14 protein-coding genes are annotated in these 18,198 nt (G+C 70.7%); 6 read left to right on the plus strand and 8 right to left on the minus strand.

Translation table 11 applies throughout. The features are described from left to right. Positions 1-179 precede the first annotated feature (179 nt). Positions 180-1,010 carry an MBL fold metallo-hydrolase gene (locus DWB77_RS20825; RefSeq protein ID WP_120722684.1) on the plus strand — a complete coding sequence of 277 codons (831 nt, stop codon included), beginning with the start codon at positions 180-182 and terminating at the stop codon, positions 1,008-1,010. Positions 1,011-1,435: 425 nt separating this feature from the next. Here the strand turns inward: DWB77_RS20825 and DWB77_RS20830 are convergent, their stop codons facing one another. Next, positions 1,436-2,110 (minus strand): Crp/Fnr family transcriptional regulator, encoded by a 675-nt coding sequence (locus tag DWB77_RS20830; RefSeq protein ID WP_017947815.1) that lies wholly within the window; start codon positions 2,108-2,110, stop codon positions 1,436-1,438. Positions 2,111-2,740: 630 nt separating this feature from the next. On the opposite strand from DWB77_RS20830, the gene nth reads away from it, so the two are divergent. The 4 genes from nth (at position 2,741) to DWB77_RS20850 (ending at position 7,617) form a co-directional block, all read left to right on the plus strand. Beyond that, positions 2,741-3,643, plus strand: coding sequence for an endonuclease III (nth, locus tag DWB77_RS20835; RefSeq protein WP_120728044.1), 903 nt, complete (start codon positions 2,741-2,743; stop codon positions 3,641-3,643). A gap of 709 nt (positions 3,644-4,352) precedes the next feature. Further along, a complete protein-coding gene (locus tag DWB77_RS20840) occupies positions 4,353-5,009 on the plus strand; it encodes an NUDIX hydrolase (RefSeq protein ID WP_120728046.1) in 657 nt (218 codons plus the stop codon). A 13-nt stretch (positions 5,010-5,022) separates the two neighbouring features. Then, positions 5,023-6,222 (plus strand): MarP family serine protease, encoded by a 1,200-nt coding sequence (locus DWB77_RS20845; RefSeq protein ID WP_120722685.1) that lies wholly within the window; start codon positions 5,023-5,025, stop codon positions 6,220-6,222. A 45-nt stretch (positions 6,223-6,267) separates the two neighbouring features. Next, complete coding sequence (locus DWB77_RS20850; RefSeq protein ID WP_120722686.1) at positions 6,268-7,617, plus strand: 6-phospho-beta-glucosidase; 1,350 nt, start codon at positions 6,268-6,270, stop codon at positions 7,615-7,617. Here the strand turns inward: DWB77_RS20850 and DWB77_RS38965 are convergent. From DWB77_RS38965 to DWB77_RS20880, 6 genes are all read right to left on the minus strand, one after another. After that, positions 7,614-7,811, minus strand: coding sequence for a hypothetical protein (locus DWB77_RS38965; protein WP_120722687.1), 198 nt, complete (start codon positions 7,809-7,811; stop codon positions 7,614-7,616). The genes DWB77_RS20850 and DWB77_RS38965 overlap by 4 nt on opposite strands. A 116-nt stretch (positions 7,812-7,927) precedes the next feature. Continuing rightward, positions 7,928-8,875, minus strand: a complete 948-nt coding sequence (locus tag DWB77_RS20860) for an alpha/beta fold hydrolase (protein WP_120722688.1) — start codon at positions 8,873-8,875, stop codon at positions 7,928-7,930. Further along, the gene (locus DWB77_RS20865; protein ID WP_120722689.1) at positions 8,872-9,348 is read right to left on the minus strand and encodes a phage holin family protein; all 477 of its coding nucleotides are present in this window, start codon (positions 9,346-9,348) and stop codon (positions 8,872-8,874) included. Before DWB77_RS20865 ends, DWB77_RS20860 begins: the two co-directional genes overlap by 4 nt. Positions 9,349-9,414: 66 nt before the next feature. Continuing rightward, entirely contained in the window at positions 9,415-10,809 is a 1,395-nt protein-coding gene (nhaA, locus tag DWB77_RS20870) for a Na+/H+ antiporter NhaA (protein ID WP_120722690.1), read from the minus strand. A 302-nt stretch (positions 10,810-11,111) separates the two neighbouring features. Next, positions 11,112-13,124 carry an acetate--CoA ligase gene (gene acs, locus DWB77_RS20875; RefSeq protein WP_174248592.1) on the minus strand — a complete coding sequence of 671 codons (2,013 nt, stop codon included), beginning with the start codon at positions 13,122-13,124 and terminating at the stop codon, positions 11,112-11,114. Between the two features lie 137 nt (positions 13,125-13,261). Further along, positions 13,262-15,580: a SulP family inorganic anion transporter gene (locus DWB77_RS20880; RefSeq protein WP_120722692.1), complete on the minus strand. Its 2,319-nt coding sequence runs from the start codon at positions 15,578-15,580 to the stop codon at positions 13,262-13,264. A 281-nt stretch (positions 15,581-15,861) separates the two neighbouring features. Here DWB77_RS20880 and DWB77_RS20885 point away from each other — a divergent pair, with 281 nt between their 5' ends. Then, complete coding sequence (locus tag DWB77_RS20885; protein ID WP_120722693.1) at positions 15,862-17,157, plus strand: hypothetical protein; 1,296 nt, start codon at positions 15,862-15,864, stop codon at positions 17,155-17,157. Here the strand turns inward: DWB77_RS20885 and DWB77_RS20890 are convergent. Continuing rightward, positions 17,135-18,133 (minus strand): ATP-binding protein, encoded by a 999-nt coding sequence (locus tag DWB77_RS20890; RefSeq protein WP_120722694.1) that lies wholly within the window; start codon positions 18,131-18,133, stop codon positions 17,135-17,137. The genes DWB77_RS20885 and DWB77_RS20890 overlap by 23 nt on opposite strands. Between the last annotated feature and the right edge of the window lie 65 nt (positions 18,134-18,198).

Consider the following 18,198-nt stretch of genomic DNA (forward strand, 5'->3'; position numbering starts at 1 on the left):
GCCACCGGTCGACGCGGCCCGGCTGCGGGCAACCTCGCGGTGGCCGCCCGAGCGAGGCACAGTCGCCCCGCCCCGGGCGCTTCGGCGAGGCTTGCCCGGGTGACCGGGGCTGCCCCGGTCGCCTTGGCGAGGCTTGCCCCGGTGACCACGACCGACCCGGCCACTCCTGGAGGTGCCGTATGACCGAGGCCGCCGCCCTTCCCGGGCAGCCGCGCGGCGGGGTGCTTTCGGGCCCTGCCACCGAGCGCGCGATCAACGTCCTCGCGCCCAACCCCTCCGCGATGACCCTGGACGGCACCAACACCTGGATCGTCTCCGAGCCCGACTCCGACCTGGCCGTCGTCATCGACCCCGGCCCGCTCGACGACGGACACCTCAGCCGTGTCATCGCGACGGCGGAGAAGGCCGGCAAGCGGGTCGCGCTGACCCTCCTCACCCATGGGCACCCCGACCACGCCGAAGGCGCGGCCCGCTTCGCCGAGCTGACCCGTACCCCCGTGCGCGCCCTGGACCCGGCCCTGCGCCTGGGGGACGAGGGCCTCGCGGCCGGGGAGGTCATCACCACCGGTGGCCTGGAGATGAGGGTGGTGCCCACCCCGGGCCACACGGCGGACTCACTCTGCTTCCACCTGCCTGCCGACCGCGCGATCCTGACAGGTGACACGGTCCTCGGGCGCGGCACGACCGTCGTGGCTCATCCCGACGGCCGCCTGGGCGACTATCTCGACTCCCTTCGTAGGCTGCGTTCGCTGACTGTTGACGATGGTGTGCACACGGTGCTGCCGGGTCACGGCCCGGTCCTCGACGATGCGCAGGGTGCCGTCGAGTTCTATCTGGCCCACCGCGCCCACCGCCTGGCGCAGGTGGAGACGGCGGTGGAGAACGGTGACCGCACGGCGGCCGACGTGGTGGCCCGGGTCTACTGGGACGTCGACCGGTCGCTGTGGTCGGCTGCGGAACTTTCCGTGCACGCTCAGCTCGAGTACCTGCGCGAGCACGGCCTGATCTGACACCGCTGGGGCCGGCCCGGGCCCGGCCAGGGGCAGGGCCGGCCCTGGCCAGTTTGGGGCCGAGCCTGCCCTCGGTCCGGTTCCGGGGCAGGCTCTCGCGCGGTGTGAAAGGGCGCCCTGTAGAGGAGAGTTGAGCGGGACGGCTTTCAACTCTCGTACAGGCGCGGCGCGTTGGCGCCAAGGACCGTGAGGATTTCGGCGGCGGTTCCACGGTCCGAGATCTGGCTGTGGTGGCCTGGATCTCTGGTGTACATCGTGAGAACGTCCCGGTCCGTGGCCGAGTTCCCGGCGAATCCGAAGAATTTCAGTTTCTCAACTCGCCGGACTGTTCTGCCTGGTGGGGCCCGGTGCGGGGGCGGGGCCGGGGTGGCCGGCCCATGCGAAAGGGGCCGGTCCCGAAAGAGACCGGCCCCTCGCGTGATGGATCAGCGCGAGCGCTTCGCCAGGCGCTCCACGTCCAGCAGGATGACCGCGCGGGCCTCCAGGCGCAGCCAGCCGCGCTGGGCGAAATCGGCGAGCGCCTTGTTCACCGTCTCGCGGGAAGCGCCGACCAGCTGGGCCAGCTCTTCCTGCGTCAGGTCGTGCACGACGTGGATGCCCTCCTCGGACTGCACGCCGAACCGGCGCGACAGGTCGAGGAGCGCGCGGGCGACACGGCCCGGCACGTCGGAGAAGACCAGGTCGGACATCTGGTCGTTGGTCTTGCGCAGGCGGCGCGCGACGGCGCGCAGCAGGGCGGTCGCCACCTCGGGGCGGGCGTTCAGCCAGGGCTGAAGGTCGCCGTGGCCGAGGCCGAGCAGCTTGACCTCGGTCAGCGCGGTCGCGGTGGCGGTGCGCGGGCCCGGGTCGAAGAGGGAAAGCTCGCCGATGAGCTCACCGGGGCCGAGGACCGCCAGCATGTTCTCGCGGCCGTCCGGCGAGGTGCGGTGCAGCTTCACCTTGCCCTCGGTGACCACGTACAGGCGGTCACCCGGGTCGCCCTCGTGGAACAGCGCGTCGCCACGGGCGAGCGTCACTTCACTCATCGAGGCGCGCAGCTCCGCGGCCTGCTCGTCATCGAGCGCCGCGAAGAGCGGGGCGCGCCGCAGAACGTCGTCCACGAATCTCTCCTTGTGACCGGTTTCAGGGGGTCCAGCTCCCCATTTTGCCGGACGGTATAAACAGTGCGATCAATCACAGGATGACGTACTGGAGTGCCGGACCGTGAGTCAGGGGGCCGATTGGGGCCGTGATTCGCGGTGGCCGGGGCGGATGTCGGTGCCGGGCTTTAGGCTGGCCGAGTGTCCAATTCGCCGGTGAGAGCGCAGGCCAGGGGGGCTGGGAGAGTGTCCGCAGAGAACGATTCCGCTGTGGGCGAACAGCCCGCGTCCAAGCCGAAAGAGCCCGCGAAGAGGGCCTCGCGGGGCGGCGGAGCCGTGTCGTCGGCGCGGTCCGACAAGACGGTTGATCGGACCGCGGAGGCCGGCGTCAGGGGGGCCGCCCCCGCTGAGCCCACCCCCACGAAGGCCACCCCCAAGAAGGCCGGCGTCAGGAACGCCGGCGCCAAGAGGGCCAGGGCCAAGCAGGTCGCCGGCAAGAAGCCCGGGGCGGGCGTTAAGACGGCTGACGTGGTGGAACCCGCGAACAAGGAAGTTGTCGCAGTGCAGCCCGCGACCAGGAAGGCCGCCGCAGTGAAGCCCGCCACGAAGAAAGTCGGCTCAGTGAAGCCCGCCGCCAAGAAAGCCGTTGCAGTGAAACCCGCAGCCAAGAAGGCCGTGACCGTGAAGTCCGCCGCCACCAAGGCGGGGGCGAAGGCGAAGGGGGCGGGCGGCGCGGAGACGAAGGGCGCCAGCCCGGGCGCTCCCGCCGGGCAACCTGTGGGGGGCAAGCCCGAGTCGCATCTGGCGATGGTCCGCCGGGCCCGCCGGATCAATCGCGAGCTCGCCGATGTCTATCCGTACGCCCATCCCGAGCTGGACTTCCGCAACCCGTTCGAGCTGCTGGTCGCGACGGTGCTCTCCGCGCAGACCACCGACCTCCGGGTCAACCAGACGACACCGGGCCTGTTCGCCGCGTACCCGACCCCCGAGGACCTCGCCGCGGCGAACCCCGAGGACGTGGAGGAGATCATCCGGCCCACCGGGTTCTTCCGGGCCAAGACCAAGTCGATCATGGGCCTTGCCGCCGCGCTCAGGGACGAGTTCGGGGGTGAGGTGCCGGGTCGTCTGGAGGATCTCGTCAAGCTGCCGGGCGTGGGGCGCAAGACGGCAAATGTCGTGTTGGGCAATGCTTTTGGAGTCCCGGGGATCACTGTCGACACCCACTTCGGGCGGCTCGTACGGCGGTTCAAGTGGACCGAGCAGGAAGACCCGGAGAAGGTCGAGGCGGAGGTGTGCGCGATCTTCCCCAAGAGCGAGTGGACGATGCTCTCGCACCGAGTCGTCTTCCACGGCCGCCGCATCTGCCACGCCCGCAAGCCCGCCTGTGGCGCCTGCTCGATCGCGCCGCTCTGCCCGTCCTACGGCGAGGGCGAGACCGACCCCGAGAAGGCGCGCAAGCTCCTCAAGTACGAGAAGGGCGGGTTCCCCGGCCAACGGCTGAGCCCGCCTCCGGACTACCCCGGGCTGCCCGCACCGCCGCTGGGAGCCGGCTGACGTCACCCGGAAGACGGACGTCGGCGCCGGCCGGAACGAAAGCGACCGTCACAGGCGTTGTGGACGATGAACGACGGGGGTGCAGATGACGCACACGAGCGAGACGTACGACGGTGACCTGAGCGGTGTCGACGGTCCTGGCCGGAGGCCCACGGGCGGCGAGGCCCGCCGTGTGGACGCCGATCGTGGCGCCGCGGGCGGTCACTCCGGCCATAGGGGCGCGGATCGCGGCGCCGCGGGCGGCCACCCCGGTCCCGCGGAGGCGGACCACGGTGGCGCCGGCCGATCCGGGCGTGGGGAGGCGGGCCTTGGCCGTACCGGCGGCCTGAGCGACCGTATCGGCGGACCCGGCCCCGCCCCGGGCTCCAGCGGTCCCGGCCCCGCTTTGGGCTCCGGCGGTCCCGGCCCCGCTTCGGCCCCCGGCCACCCCGTGTCCCTGGAGGGGACCGCCCCGGCCCCCGGCCACCCCCTCCCCTCGGATGGGACCGGAAACTCGACCAGAACCGATGCGCGGCCCGCCCCCGCACCCACCCCGCACCTCACCCACCCCCCGGCCACCGATCCCGCCTCCCCCGGCAAGGCCAACCACAGCCAAACCCCCACCCCCGGCAACGCCGAACACAGCCGAACCTCCGCCGCCGGCAAGGCTGAACACAGCCGAGCCTCCGCCGTCGGGGGCGCCGCCGAGCCGCGCGGGCGCGGGCCCGCCGTGAGTAGCGAGGGGCTGCCCGACTGGCTGGTTCCGGTCGCCCGGGCGGCCGAGACCGTCGCGCCCGAGCAGATGAGCCGGTTCCTGCCGCCGGAGAGCGGCGACGGGCGGCAGTCCGCCGTGCTCGTCCTGTTCGGTGAGGGCCCGCGCGGCCCCGAGCTGCTCCTCATGGAGCGGGCGAGCCAACTGCGCTCGCACGGCGGTCAGCCCTCCTTCCCCGGGGGCGCCCTCGACCCCGAGGACGGCGATCCGGCCACCACGGGGCCGCTGCGGGCCGCGCTGCGCGAGGCCGAGGAGGAGACCGGGCTCGACCCGGCCGGGGTCCAGCTGTTCGGCGTGCTGCCCCGGCTCTACATCCCGGTGAGCGGCTTCGTCGTGACGCCCGTGCTCGGCTGGTGGCGCGAGCCGACACCGGTGCGGGCCGTCGACAGCGGCGAGACGGCGCGCGTCTTCACCGTGCCCGTGGCGGATCTCACGGATCCCGCCAATCGTGCGACCGCCGTGCACCCGCGGGGCCACGCAGGCCCGGCATTCCTGGTCGAATCGGCGCTGGTCTGGGGGTTCACGGCGGGTGTGATCGACCGGATCGTGCACTACGCGGGGTGGGAGCGGCCGTGGGACCGAGCCAAGCGGGTGCCGCTCGACTGGCACGCGTGACAGGCTGGGGCCCGTGAACGTGCTGGACATCCTGTTGCTGGTCGCCGCCGTGTGGTTCGCGATCGTCGGCTACCGCCAGGGCTTCGTCGTCGGCATCCTGTCGGTGATCGGGTTCCTCGGCGGTGGCCTCATCGCCGTGTATCTGCTCCCGCTGATCTGGGACCAGGTGACCAATGAGTCCCAGGTCTCGACGACAGCGGCCATCGTCGCGGTCGTCGTCGTGATCGTCTGCGCCTCCGTGGGCCAGGCCTTCACCACCCACCTGGGCAACAAGCTGCGCCGGTACATCACCTGGTCGCCCGCGCGGGCCCTGGACGCCACGGGCGGCGCCCTGGTGAATGTCGTCGCCATGCTGCTCGTGGCGTGGCTGATCGGCCTGCTGCTGGCCGGGGCCGCACTGCCGACGCTGGGCAAGCAGGTCCGCAACTCCAAGATCCTGCTCGGCGTCTCGGACGTGATGCCCCCCCAGGCGGAGACGTGGTTCAGCGACTTCTCCTCGGTCCTCGCGCAGAACGGCTTCCCGCAGGTCTTCACGCCGTTCTCGAACGAGTCGATCAACGAGGTCCAGGCGCCCGATCCCAAGCTCGCCGGCAGTCCGGTCGCGACCGCCGCCAAGAAGTCCATCGTCAAGGTCGTCGGCATGGCCCCGAGTTGCGGGAAGCGCCTGGAAGGCACCGGGTTCGTCTTCGCCGACCGCCGGGTGATGACCAACGCCCATGTGGTGGGCGGCGTGGACGAGCCGACCATCCAGATAGGTGGTCAGGGGCGTACGTACGACGCGAAGGTCGTGCTGTACGACTGGCGTCGCGACATCGCGGTCCTGGACGTGCCGGACCTGAAGGCGCCCCCGCTCCAGTTCAGCTCCACCGACGCCCGCACCGGCAACGGCGCGATCGTCGCGGGCTTCCCGGAGGACCACCCCTACGACGTCCGCGCGGCCCGCATCCGCGGCCGGATCAGCGCCAAGGGCCCGGACATCTACCACCGCGGTACGGTCCGCCGAGACGTCTATTCGCTGTACACGACGGTCCGGCCCGGCAATTCGGGCGGCCCGCTGCTGACTCCTGAGGGCAAGGTGTACGGAGTGGTCTTCGCGAAGTCGCTGGACGACCCGGACACGGGGTACGCGCTGACCGCCGACGAGATCCAGGCCGACATTCAGCAGGGCCGTACGGCCGGTCAGCAGGTCGACAGCCAGCAGTGCGCCCTATGACCCCTTGACCGCCCTCTTGACCGACCCCTTGACGAGAAGGCTCCGATGCGACTGACGATCCTCGGCGGCGGCGGCTTCCGCGTCCCGCTCGTGTACGGCGCCCTGCTGCGCGACCGCGCGCCCGGGCGGGTCACCGAGGTGGTCCTGTACGACGTGGACGCGGCCCGGCTGCACGCCATCGGCCGGGTCCTCGCCGAGCGGGCGTACGGGATCGACGACGCGCCCCGGGTGCGCACCACCACCGACCTCGACGAGGCGTTGCGCGGCGCGGACTTCGTGTTCTCGGCCATACGGGTGGGCGGCCTGGAGGGGCGGGCCGCCGACGAACGGATCGCGCTCGACGAGGGCGTCCTGGGGCAGGAGACGGTCGGCGCGGGCGGCATCGCCTATGGGCTGCGCACCGTGCCGGTGGCCGTCGAGATCGCCCGCCGGGTGAAGGTGCTCGCCCCGGACGCCTGGGTCATCAACTTCACCAATCCGGCGGGCCTGGTCACCGAGGCGATGGCCGAGCACCTGGGTGACCACGTGGTGGGCATCTGCGACTCGCCGGTGGGGCTGGCCCGCCGGGTCGCCCGCGCGATCGGCGTCGACCCCGCCGCGGTGCGTCTGGACTACGCGGGCCTCAACCATCTGGGCTGGCTGCACGGCATGTACGACGGCGAGGAGAACGTCCTGCCCCGCCTGTTCGAGGACGACGCGCTGCTGACCTCCTTCGAGGAGGGCAAGCTGTTCGGCGCCGACTGGCTGCGCACGCTGGGCTCCGTACCGAACGAGTATCTGCACTACTACTACTTCAACCGCGAGGCGGTGGCCGCCTACCAGCGGGCCGAGAAGACCCGCGGCGCCTTCCTCAGGGAACAGCAGGCGGGTTTCTACGCCTCGACGGACTCCGTGCCCGAGGCATCGGTGTGGGCGGCCTGGGACCGCACCCGGGCCGAGCGCGAGGCCACGTACATGTCGGCGAACCGCAAGGCGTCGGGCGGCGGCGAGCGCCACGCCGACGACATGGAGTCCGGCGGGTACGAGAACGTGGCGCTCGCCCTGATGCGGGCGATCGCGCGGGACGAGCCGGCCACGCTCGTCCTGAACGTGCGCAACGGAACGTCCCTGCGCGCGCTCGACGAGAAGGCCGTCATCGAGATCCCCTGCCGCATCGACGCGGCCGGCCCCCGCCCGCTGCCCGTCTCGCAGCTGACGGGCCATGAGGCGGGCCTGGTCAGCACGGTGAAGGCGGTCGAGCGGTGTGTCCTGGAGGCGGCCGAGAGCGGTTCGGCGCGAGCGGCGGTGAAGGCGTTCGCCTTGCATCCGCTGGTCGACTCCGTCCATGTCGCCCGCAGGCTTCTGGACGGCTACCGGGGTGCCCACCCCGGCCTCGGCTACCTCAGGGCCGACTAGGTACGCGCGTGCCGCAGCCGGGCCGAGACCCAGCGGGCCCGGCGCCGCAGGATGTGCGGAATGCCCACCTCCTGGGGATGTGGGGAGGGGTGTTGCAGCCCCTGCCCCTGAGGGCCGCCCCTCTCGTACGAGACCGGCCCTGCGGCCGTTCGGCGGTTGCGTGCTGCGTCACCGTAGTCGTGCGTCCAGCCCATACCCCGACGTTTGCCCGGGGCCCATGGTCGGTAACCGCTCCGGAGGGGGCCAATTGGCCTATGCGCCGGGCATTTGGCCGTTCGTAGGACAGTAGTTCCCCCGAGGCCACCGAAACTCAGCGATCCGGTTCCGGATCCTTCAGCCAGTTGACCAGTTCCGCCGAGAAGGCGGTGGGGTCCTCCTCGTGCGGGAAGTGCCCCAGACCGTCGAACAGCCGCCAGCGGTAAGGGGCTTCGACGTACTGGCCCGAGCCGGCCGCGCTGCGGGTCCGCATCACCGGGTCGAGCGAGCCGTGCAGATGGAGCGTCGGAACCTGCACCGGCCGCTTCATCCTGCGGTTGAACTGGATGCCGTCGGGCCGCGCCATCGACCGCACCATCCACCGGTACGGCTCGATCGAGCAGTGCGCCGTGGACGGGATGCACATGGCGCGCCGATAGGTCTCCACGGCCTCGTCCTCGGGCTGGCGCGGACCCGACCACTCGCGGACGAGACGCCCGACCAACGCCCCGTCGTCCGCCGCCAGTTGACGCTCCGGCAGCCACGGGCGCTGGAAGCCCCAGACGTAGGACCCGGCCGAGGTCTGCTTGAGGTCGCCGAGCATCGCCGAGCGCCAGCGGCGCGGGTGCGGCATCGACGACACGACGAGCCGGCGCACCACCTTGGGGCGCATCACCGCCGCCGTCCACGCCAGGTAGCCGCCCAGGTCGTGTCCGACGAGCGCCGCGTCGGGCTCGCCCAGGGACCGTACGACGCCGGTGATGTCGAGCGCGAGGTTGGCCGGGTCGTAGCCGCGCGGGGTGCGGTCGCTGCCGCCCACGCCCCGCAGGTCCATCGCGACCGCGCGGAACCCGGCGTCGGCGAGCGCGGTCAGCTGATGGCGCCAGGTCCACCAGAACTGCGGGAAGCCATGGAGCAGCAACACCAGTGGCCCGTCGCCGAGTTCGGCGATATGGAAGCGCGCACCATTGGCCGCGACGTCCCTATGGGTCCAGGGACCATCGATACGGACGGGGCTTCCGGTGCCGCCAGGGCTTCCGGTACCGGGCTCGGGTGCGGTCATGCAGACGAGCGTGCCACAGTGGCGCCGGTGTCCGTGACCGTCACCTCGACGGTGGCCGGACGCGGGTGGGGCTTGACGCCCTGCAAGGTCGCCGCCGTCGCCTTGGCCGAGGCGATCGACTTCTCCGGCGGCTTGACCTTCTTGAACTTGCTGATGGCGAGCACCCCGAGCACCGCCGCGAGCAGCAGGAACGCGCCGCCGACGATGAGGAACGACCAGGCGAGCCCGAGCCCCAGGTTGTGGATGCCGTACGCGGCGGCGAAGCTCAGCACCGGCAGCGAGAACAGCGCGAGCACACCCGCCGTACTGATGGCGATGCCACCGATCGCCCCGCGCTTGACGTCCTGGCGCAGCTCGGCCTTGGCCAGCGCGATCTCGTCGTGCACCAGGGCGGACATCTCGGCGGTCGCGGAGGCAACCAGCTGGCCGAGGCTGCGCTCGGCGCTGCCGGCGTTGTGGCTGGGGTCGCTCATCGCTGACTCCCTCATCTCTTCTCGGATTCCGACGGGTCGAACAAGTGCAACAGGTCCGTTGTCAGATCATGCCGGACTGTCGCCGTCGTCGCGCCCCGCCCCCGCCAGTTGCGCCAGCCTGCGGTGTTCGGCGGCCTTGTTCTCGTAGATCGCGGCCATGCGCAGGTGGTATTCCGGCTTGTCCAGCTCGTACATGTCGGGGATGCCGTCCTGGTCGTCGTCGCGCTCCTCGTCCTCGACGAGCGCCTTGTACTTGCGTACCCGCATCTTGAGCAGGACGGAGGCCAGGACCGCGGCGGTCAGGGAGCCGACGAGCACGGCCGCCTTGACCTCGTCGGTCAGCCGGTCCTGTCCGTCGAAGGCGAGCTCGCCGATGAGCAGCGAGACGGTGAAGCCGATGCCGGCGAGCGAGGCGACGGCGAAGACGTCGGGCCAGGCGAGGTCGTCGTTGAGTTCGGCCTTGGTGAAGCGGGCGGCGAGCCAGGTGCCGCCGAAGATGCCGATGGCCTTGCCGACGACGAGGCCGAGGACCACGCCCAGCGTCTCGGGCCGGGTGAAGACATCAGCCAGGGTGGCGCCGCTGATGCCGACGCCGGCCGAGAACAGGGCGAACAGAGGCACCGCGAGCCCGGCCGAGATCGGCCGCACCAGGTGCTCGATGTGCTCGCCGGGGGAGTGGTCCTCGCCCTCGGTGCGGTGGCAGCGGAGCATCAGGCCCATCGCGACGCCCGCGATGGTGGCGTGGACGCCGCTGTTGTACATCAGCCCCCAGTTGACAAGCGCGAGGGGGAGGTAGATGTACCAGCCCCGTACGCCCTTCCTGAGCAGCAGCCAGAAGATGACGAGGCCGACGGCGGCTCCGCCGAGGGCGACGAAGTCGAGGTCGCTGGTGAAGAAGACCGCGATGATCAGGATGGCGAAGAGGTCGTCGACCACGGCCAGGGTCAGCAGGAAGGCGCGCAGGGCGGAGGGCAGCGAGGTGCCGATGACCGCGAGCACGGCCAGGGCGAACGCGATGTCCGTAGCGGTCGGTACGGCCCAGCCGTCAAGGGATCCGCCGCCGAAAGTGTTGACCAGTGCGTAGACGAGCGCGGGCACGGCCATGCCGCACAGGGCCGCGATCACCGGCAGTGCGGCGGCCTTCGGATCGCGCAGCTCTCCGGCGACGAGTTCACGTTTGAGCTCGATGCCGGCGACGAAGAAGAAGACGGCGAGCAGTCCGTCGGCCGCCCAGTGCTGGATCGACAGGTCGAGGCCCAGCGCGCTGATTCCCAGGTGGAAGCCGCGCACCGACTCATAGCCGGCGCCCAGGGTGTTCGCCCAGACGAGGGCGGCGATCGCGGCGACGAGCAACAGCACGCCGCCCACGGTCTCGGTGCGCAGGGCCTGGGCCAGATAGGTGCGCTCGGGGAGCGAGAGACGCCGCAGGAACGTGGGTTTGCTGGGGGTGGGCGTGGCCACGGGGGCGACCTCCGGTCGGTTCGGCGGGCATGACTGAGCTCGTTGCCGACCAGACTTCCCGGCGCACCTGACCTTCTTGTCGCGTCATTGACGCTTTCCTTACTTTACCTAACTTTACGGAGCGGTGCAGGCGGCGGGGTTGATCCGGTGATCATCACTTTAGGGGCATACCCGGCATGAGGCGCGCGAAAGGGCCGACCCGCGCGCGAAGGGCCCGGCCGCGCACACGAAGGCCGCCCGCGCATGCGAAGGGCCCGGCCGCGTTCCCGGCCGGGCCCTTCGTCGGATGCCTACGTCGTCGCTCAGTCCTCGCTGGAGGCGCTCGGCAGCTGGGTCTGGATCAGCGCCATCACCGAGGAGTCGGTCAGCGTCGTGACGTCACCCAGCTCACGGTTCTCGGCGACGTCCCGAAGGAGCCGGCGCATGATCTTGCCCGAGCGGGTCTTGGGGAGCTCCGCGACCGGCAGGACACGCTTGGGCTTGGCGATCGGGCCGAGCGCCGAGCCGACGTGCGCCCGCAACTCCTCGACCAGGGTCTCCGTCTCGGCGGCGCTGCCGCGCAGGATCACGAAGGCCACGATGGCCTGTCCGGTCGTCTCGTCGGCGGCGCCGACCACGGCCGCCTCGGCGACCGAGGGGTGCGAGACGAGCGCCGACTCGACCTCCGTCGTCGAGATGTTGTGGCCCGAGACGAGCATGACGTCGTCGACCCGGCCGAGCAGCCAGATGTCGCCGTCGTCGTCCTTCTTGGCGCCGTCACCCGCGAAGTAGCGGCCCTCGAAACGGGACCAGTAGGTGTCGATGAAGCGCTGGTCGTCGCCCCAGATGGTGCGCAGCATGGAGGGCCACGGCTCGGTCAGGACGAGATAGCCGCCCCCGCCGTTCGCCACCTCGTGGGCCTCGTCGTCGACCACGGTCGCGGCGATGCCGGGCAGTGCGCGCTGGGCGGAGCCCGGCTTGGTCTCGGTGACACCGGGCAGCGGCGAGATCATCATCGCGCCCGTCTCGGTCTGCCACCAGGTGTCCACGATGGGGCACTTGTCGGCGCCAATGTGCTTGCGGTACCACATCCACGCCTCGGGGTTGATCGGCTCACCGACCGAGCCCAGGACCCGCAGACTGCTCAGGTCGAACTTGGCGGGGATGTCGTCGCCCCACTTCATGAACGTACGGATCGCGGTCGGCGCGGTGTAGAGGATGCTCACGCCGTACTTCTGCACGATCTCCCAGAACCGCCCCTGGTGCGGGGTGTCCGGGGTGCCCTCGTACATGACCTGGGTCGCGCCGTTGGCGAGCGGCCCGTAGACGATGTACGAGTGCCCGGTGACCCAGCCGATGTCGGCGGTGCACCAGTAGACGTCGCTCTCCGGCTTCAGGTCGAACACCGCGTGGTGGGTGTACGCCGCCTGGGTGAGGTAGCCCCCGGAGGTGTGCAGGATGCCCTTGGGCTTACCCGTGGTGCCCGACGTGTACAGGATGAACAGCGGGTGCTCGGCGTCGAAGGCGGTGGGCGTGTGCTCCACCGACTGGCGGCCGACAATATCGTCCCACCACACATCGCGGCCCTCGGTGAACGCGGTGTCCTGGCCGGTGCGGCGGACCACCAGCACATGCTCGACCTGGGGGCACTTGGCGACCGCCTCGTCGATGGCGGGCTTCAGGGCGGACGGCTTGCCGCGCCGGTAGCCGCCGTCGGCGGTGATGACGAGCTTGGCGTCGGCGTCCTGGATGCGGGAGGCGACGGCGTCGGCCGAGAACCCGCCGAAGACCACGGAGTGCGCGGCGCCGATCCGGGCGCAGGCGAGCATCGCGACGGCCGCCTCCGGGATCATCGGCAGATACACCGCGACGCGGTCACCGGCCTGGACACCCAGCTCCGTCAGGGCGTTGGCGGCCCTTGACACCTCGTCCTTGAGCTCGGCATAGGTCAGCGAGCGGCTGTCGCCGGGCTCGCCCTCGAAGTGGATGGCGACCCGGTCGCCGTTCCCGGCCTCGACGTGGCGGTCGACGCAGTTGTACGCGACGTTCAGCTTGCCGTCGGCGAACCACTTCGCGAAGGGCGGGTTCGACCAGTCAAGGGTCTCGGTCGGCTCGGTGGCCCAGGTCAGGCGCCGGGCCTGCTCGGCCCAGAAGCCCAGCCTGTCCGCCTCGGCCCGCTCGTACGCCTCCGCGGTCACGTTGGCATGCGCGGCCAGCTCGGAGGGCGGTGCGAACCGCCGTTCCTCCTTGAGCAGGTTGGCCAGGCTCTCGTTGCTCACGACATCTCCCTTTCCCAGGGCGTCTTCTGTGCGTATGTGTCCCGGGCCATAGCTCATCAGCCCTGGGCCCGGGTGACAAGAGGCTCCAGGAAATTGGTTTAGACCTGTAGGGGTCCCTGGCCACCGGCAGGGCACGCCGACGGCCTCTCCCAGGGTGGAAGAGGCCGTCGGCGTGCGGGGGAGGCGGGCCGGGTTCAGGCGTGCGTGTCCTCCAAGAGGTTGACGCCGACGCCCTCGAAGACCTCCTCGTGGTCGTCCTCGGCCAGCAGATAGGCCTGTGCCTCACCGACGTGGAAGTACATGCCGTGCAGCGCCAGGGTGCCGGCCGCCAGCGCACGAGCCACCGATTCGTGGCGGCGCAGATGCTCCAACTGCTGGACGACATTGGTCAGACAGAGCTGTTCCACCGCGTCGGCGGGCAGCCGTCCGGCGATGCGGGCCCAGGCGTGCCGCCGGCTGGCCATGCGCTCGATGCTCGGGGCGCCGTGGCGCAGCCAGCGGCGCAGCGGCGTCATCGGCGCTCCGGGCTTGGCGTTGAGCAGCGCCTGCATCGCCCCGCAACCGGAGTGCCCGCAGACGGTGATCGACTGCACCTGGAGGATGTCCACGGCGTACTCGATGGCCGCCGCCACCGAGTCGTCGGCGACCTCCGCGCCGGGGGGCGGCACCAGGTTGCCGATGTTGCGCACGGTGAACAGGTCGCCCGGGCCGCTGGAGGTGATCATGCTGGTGACCAGGCGGGAGTCCGCGCAGGTGATGAAGAGCTGCTGCGGACGCTGGCCCTCGCGGGCGAGCCGGGCCAGTTCTTCCCGTACCAGGGGCGCGGTGTTGCGCTGGAACGAGCTGAGACCGTCGGCCAGTTGATGGCCGTGGGTGCGCTGCGGGGGCTGGTCGTGGCAGTGGTGGTTGCGCCACGGTGTCCAGGGGCGGCAGCAGCTCTGGGCGGGGGAGGCGGGCTCGGCGATCCTGCCTCCGGCGCGCCCGGTGATCCGTACCGTGCCGCCGCGCGCCTGGTGTGTGCTCTGCCAGCCCTTCAGCGCCTCGAAGGCGGCGTGGTCCATGAATGATCCGTCCAACTCCACGATCGTGTCCGCTCCTTGGGGAACATGGCTGAGCGCCCGGGTCAGCCGGGGCACGGCGAGAAACGTCAACTGGCCGCGTGCACGCACCAGATGGGTGCCGTCGGCCTCCTCCTGGGTGGTGATCCGGGTGCGGGCGAGCCGGTGGAGCGCGACGGCCACGGCGACCGCGATCCCCAGGGCGACGCCTTGAAGCACCCCGAACACCAGCACTCCGCCGACGGCCGCGACATAAACCAGGAATTCACGGTGTTCGTGGACGTTGCGGATGTGCGCGAAGTTGACCATCTGGATACCGACCATCATCACCAGCGCGGCCAGCGCGGCCAGCGGGATCCACTCCAGGACGGTGACGAGCAGCCCGGCCGCGAGCAGCACCCAGATCCCGTGCAGCACCGTCGAGGCCCGGCCGGTCGCGCCGGCCCGGACGTTGGCGCTGCCGCGCACCGCGCCGCCGGAGACGGGCATGCCGCCGAGCAGCCCGGAGACGGCGTTGGCGATGCCCTGGCCGCGCAGCTCGCGGTCGAGGTCGGCGCGCGGGACGGTGCTGCCCGGCCGTTCCGCCGCGAGCCGGTCGACGGCGACCGCGGAGAGCAGCGACTCCAGGCTGGCGACCAGCGTCACGGTGAGCACCGCGGTGACGAGCCCGAGCACCGGGCCGTGCGGCATCTCGGGCAGCACATGCGCGCCCCAGGAGGGCAGGTCGACCCGCGCGATCCCTGGGGCGGCGAACGCGGCGACGCCGGTGGCCAGCACCACACAGGCCAGCGCGGCGGGGATGCGGCGCAGTGCCTTCCCGATGCGTCCGGGCAGGCGTGGCCACAGCAGAAGCACGGCCAGCGTCAGCGCTCCGATGAGTGGGGCTGCGGGGCCGACGTGCGCCAACTGGCCGGGCAGCGCAAGGGCGTTGGCGACGGCCGAGCTCTGCGGGGAGCCGCCGAGGACGATATGGAGCTGGGCCAGCGCGATGGCGGCTCCGATGCCGGCGAGGGTGCCGTGCACGATCGCGGGGCTGACCGCGAGGGCGGAGCGCGCCGTCTTCAGGGAGCCGAGGGCGACTTGGAGCAGACCCGCGCAGACGGTGATGGCGCAGGTGGTGCGCCATCCGTAGTTCTGGATCATCTCCGCGGACACCACGGTCAGTCCGGCCGAGGGGCCGCTGACCAGCAGGGCCGAGCCGCCGAGCAGCCCGGCGACGATGCCGCCGACGCCGGCGGCGATGAGGCTGGCTTCCAGGGGGGCGTCGATGGCGACGGCGAGGCCGAGTGACATCGGAACGGCGAGCAGGAAGACGGTGATGGACGCCGACAGATCGGCGCCCTTGATCTGGAAGCGGCGGCGCCCGGAGCCGTCCCCGGAAGGGGGCCGGTGGGATCGCCGTGCGCGGGGCGGGCGAGCTGGTGGCTGGGCGCGAGTGGGTACGCAAGCAGGCATGGTTCCCGTCTCCTCCGGGGCAGCGCGGTCGCGGAACGAGGGGTCGCGGCCGTGGGTCACGGCAGTGCAGCGGCGGGATTCTCAACTCTCGGTAAACGAATCGTAATGCAGAGTAAAGCGACGTACTTCTCATTTGGTGCAAATAGGGCAACGATTCACTCTCAGGGGTGAATAGGCAGCTTTTAGTTCGGCTTGTCGTGCCGGTGTCCTTCCGTCCCCGTGCGACTTTTGCGGCGCCGTGACGGCATTCAACGGACTAACCGCAAGGAAGAGGTGGGCGGATGATCGCCGCCACGCACGCCACCAAGAAGATCGCTGTCGGTGTCATCGCCGCGGTCCTGGCCGTGGGAGCCGCGGGCTGCTCGTCCGGCCCCGCCCCGGACAGACAGCCCGGCCCCGTGGGCAAGAAGGGCGCCGTCCCCGACATCGCCCCGCATCTCATCGGGGACGGCTCGACCGCGTACACCGGACTCCAGCCGCACCTGCTCAAGGCCCAGAAGCTGAAACCGGGCGAGCGTCCGCCCCAGTTCGTGGTGTTCTCCTGGGACGGCGCGGGCGAGGACAGCCAGAAGCTCTTCTCGCACTTCCGTGAGGTCGCCAAGGAGTCCAACGCGACCATGACGTACTTCCTGAGCGGCGTGTACATGCTCCCGGAGGCGAAGGCGAAGCTCTACACCGCGCCCAAGCACTCCGCGGGCACGTCGGACATCGGCTTCAACGACCTCAAGGGAATCAAGGACACCGTCACGCAGATGCGCGCCGCCTGGAAGGAGGGCAACGAGATCGGCACCCACTTCAACGGCCATTACTGCGGGCCCGACGGCGGCGTCGGCACCTGGTCGGTGGACGAGTGGAAGAGCGAGATCGCTCAGGCCAAGTCCTTCGTGAAGAACTGGAAGACGAACTCGGGCCTGAAGGCGGAGGCGCCGCTTCCGTTCGACTACGACAAGGAACTCATCGGCGGCCGCACGCCGTGCCTGGAGGGGCGCAAGAACTTCGTCGCGGCCGCGGGTCAGCTGGGCTTCCGGTACGACACCAGCGCCGTCAACGACCAGGTGTGGCCGAAGAAGAACGACAACGGCGTCTGGGACCTGTCGATGCAACTGGTGCCCGTACCGGGCCGGGGCTTCGAGACCCTGTCCATGGACTACAACTTCTACATGAACCAGTCCAACGCGATGACCGGTGACGCCGATCAGCACGAGTACTGGGGCAACCAGATGCGCGACGGCCTCCTCCAGGCCTTCGACCGCTCCTACGACGGCAACCGGGCCCCGTTGATCGTCGGCAACCACTTCGAGTCCTGGAACGGCGGCGCCTATATGCGCGCAGTCGAGGAGACGATCAGGACGGTCTGTGTGAAGCGCGACGTCCACTGCGTCTCGTTCCGCCAACTCGCCGACTGGCTCGACGCCCAGGACCCGGCCGTGCTCGCCAAGTTCCACACGCTCAAGGTGGGCGAGGCGCCGAAGGGCGGCTGGGCGGCCCTGGAGGCCGCCCGGCCCGCGGCTCCGGCGAAGCCCGTCGCTCCGCTGAAGCCCGCGGAGCCGGCCGTCAGGCAGGCTGCGGCTCACTGACCTCGTCGAGCAGCCGCTCGCTCAGTACGAAGCCCGGGTCGACCTGCGCCGCCAGGTCGGCCCCGGTCTTCGCATTGCCCCAGCTCTCCGCGTTCTTCAGATGGAAGTGCACCATCTGCCGCGTGTAGCGCTCCCAATCCCGGTCCTCGTACGAATCGTCCGCCGCGTTCTGCAATGCCTGGAGGGCCAGGCGGTTGTCGGCCTCCAGGAGTTCGAAGCGGGGCGGGCTGCCCTTCTCCATGGCGCGCACCCAGTCGGAGTGGCCCACCGTGACCAGGAGGTCGTCGCCGACCTCGGCACGCAGGAAGTCCAGGTCGTCCTGGCCCTGGACCTTGTTGCCGACGACCTTGAGCGCGACCCCGTAGTCCCGGGCGTACTCCTTGTACTGGCGGTAGACCGAGACGCCCTTGCGGGTGGGTTCGGCCACGAGGAACGTCATGTCGAAGCGCGTGAACATCCCGGAGGCGAACGAGTCGGAGCCCGCCGTCATGTCGACGACGACGTACTCGTCCACGCCGTCCACCAGGTGGTTCAGGCACAGTTCGACCGCGCCGACCTTCGAGTGGTAGCAGGCCACCCCGAGGTCGGAGTCGGTGAACGGGCCGGTCGCCATCAGCCGGATGTCCCCGTCGTCGAGCATCACCCGGCGCGCGCACGCCTCGTACACCGGGTTCGCCTCGCGCACCCGCAGGAGCCGCGAACCACGGCCCGGCGGGGTCGTCTTGATCATGGTTTCGGTGGAGGCGATCCGGGGGTTGGTGCCGCGCAGGTACTCCTTGATGAGCGGAAGGTGCGCACCCATCGCGGGCAGTGCGGCGGCCTCCTCCTCGTCGAGCCCGAGGGCGGCTCCGAGGTGCTGGTTGATGTCGGCGTCGACCGCGACGACGGCGGCCTCGTTGGCGGTGAGGTGACGGATGAAGAGCGAGGACAGCGTGGTCTTGCCGCTGCCGCCCTTCCCCACGAAAGCGATCTTCATGTTCACCAACGGTAATCGCCCGGTGGCTGTAAGTGTGCGAACCGAGTGAAGAAGACCACTCTAAG

This window comes from Streptomyces hundungensis (assembly GCF_003627815.1).
GTDB lineage: Bacteria > Actinomycetota > Actinomycetes > Streptomycetales > Streptomycetaceae > Streptomyces > Streptomyces hundungensis_A.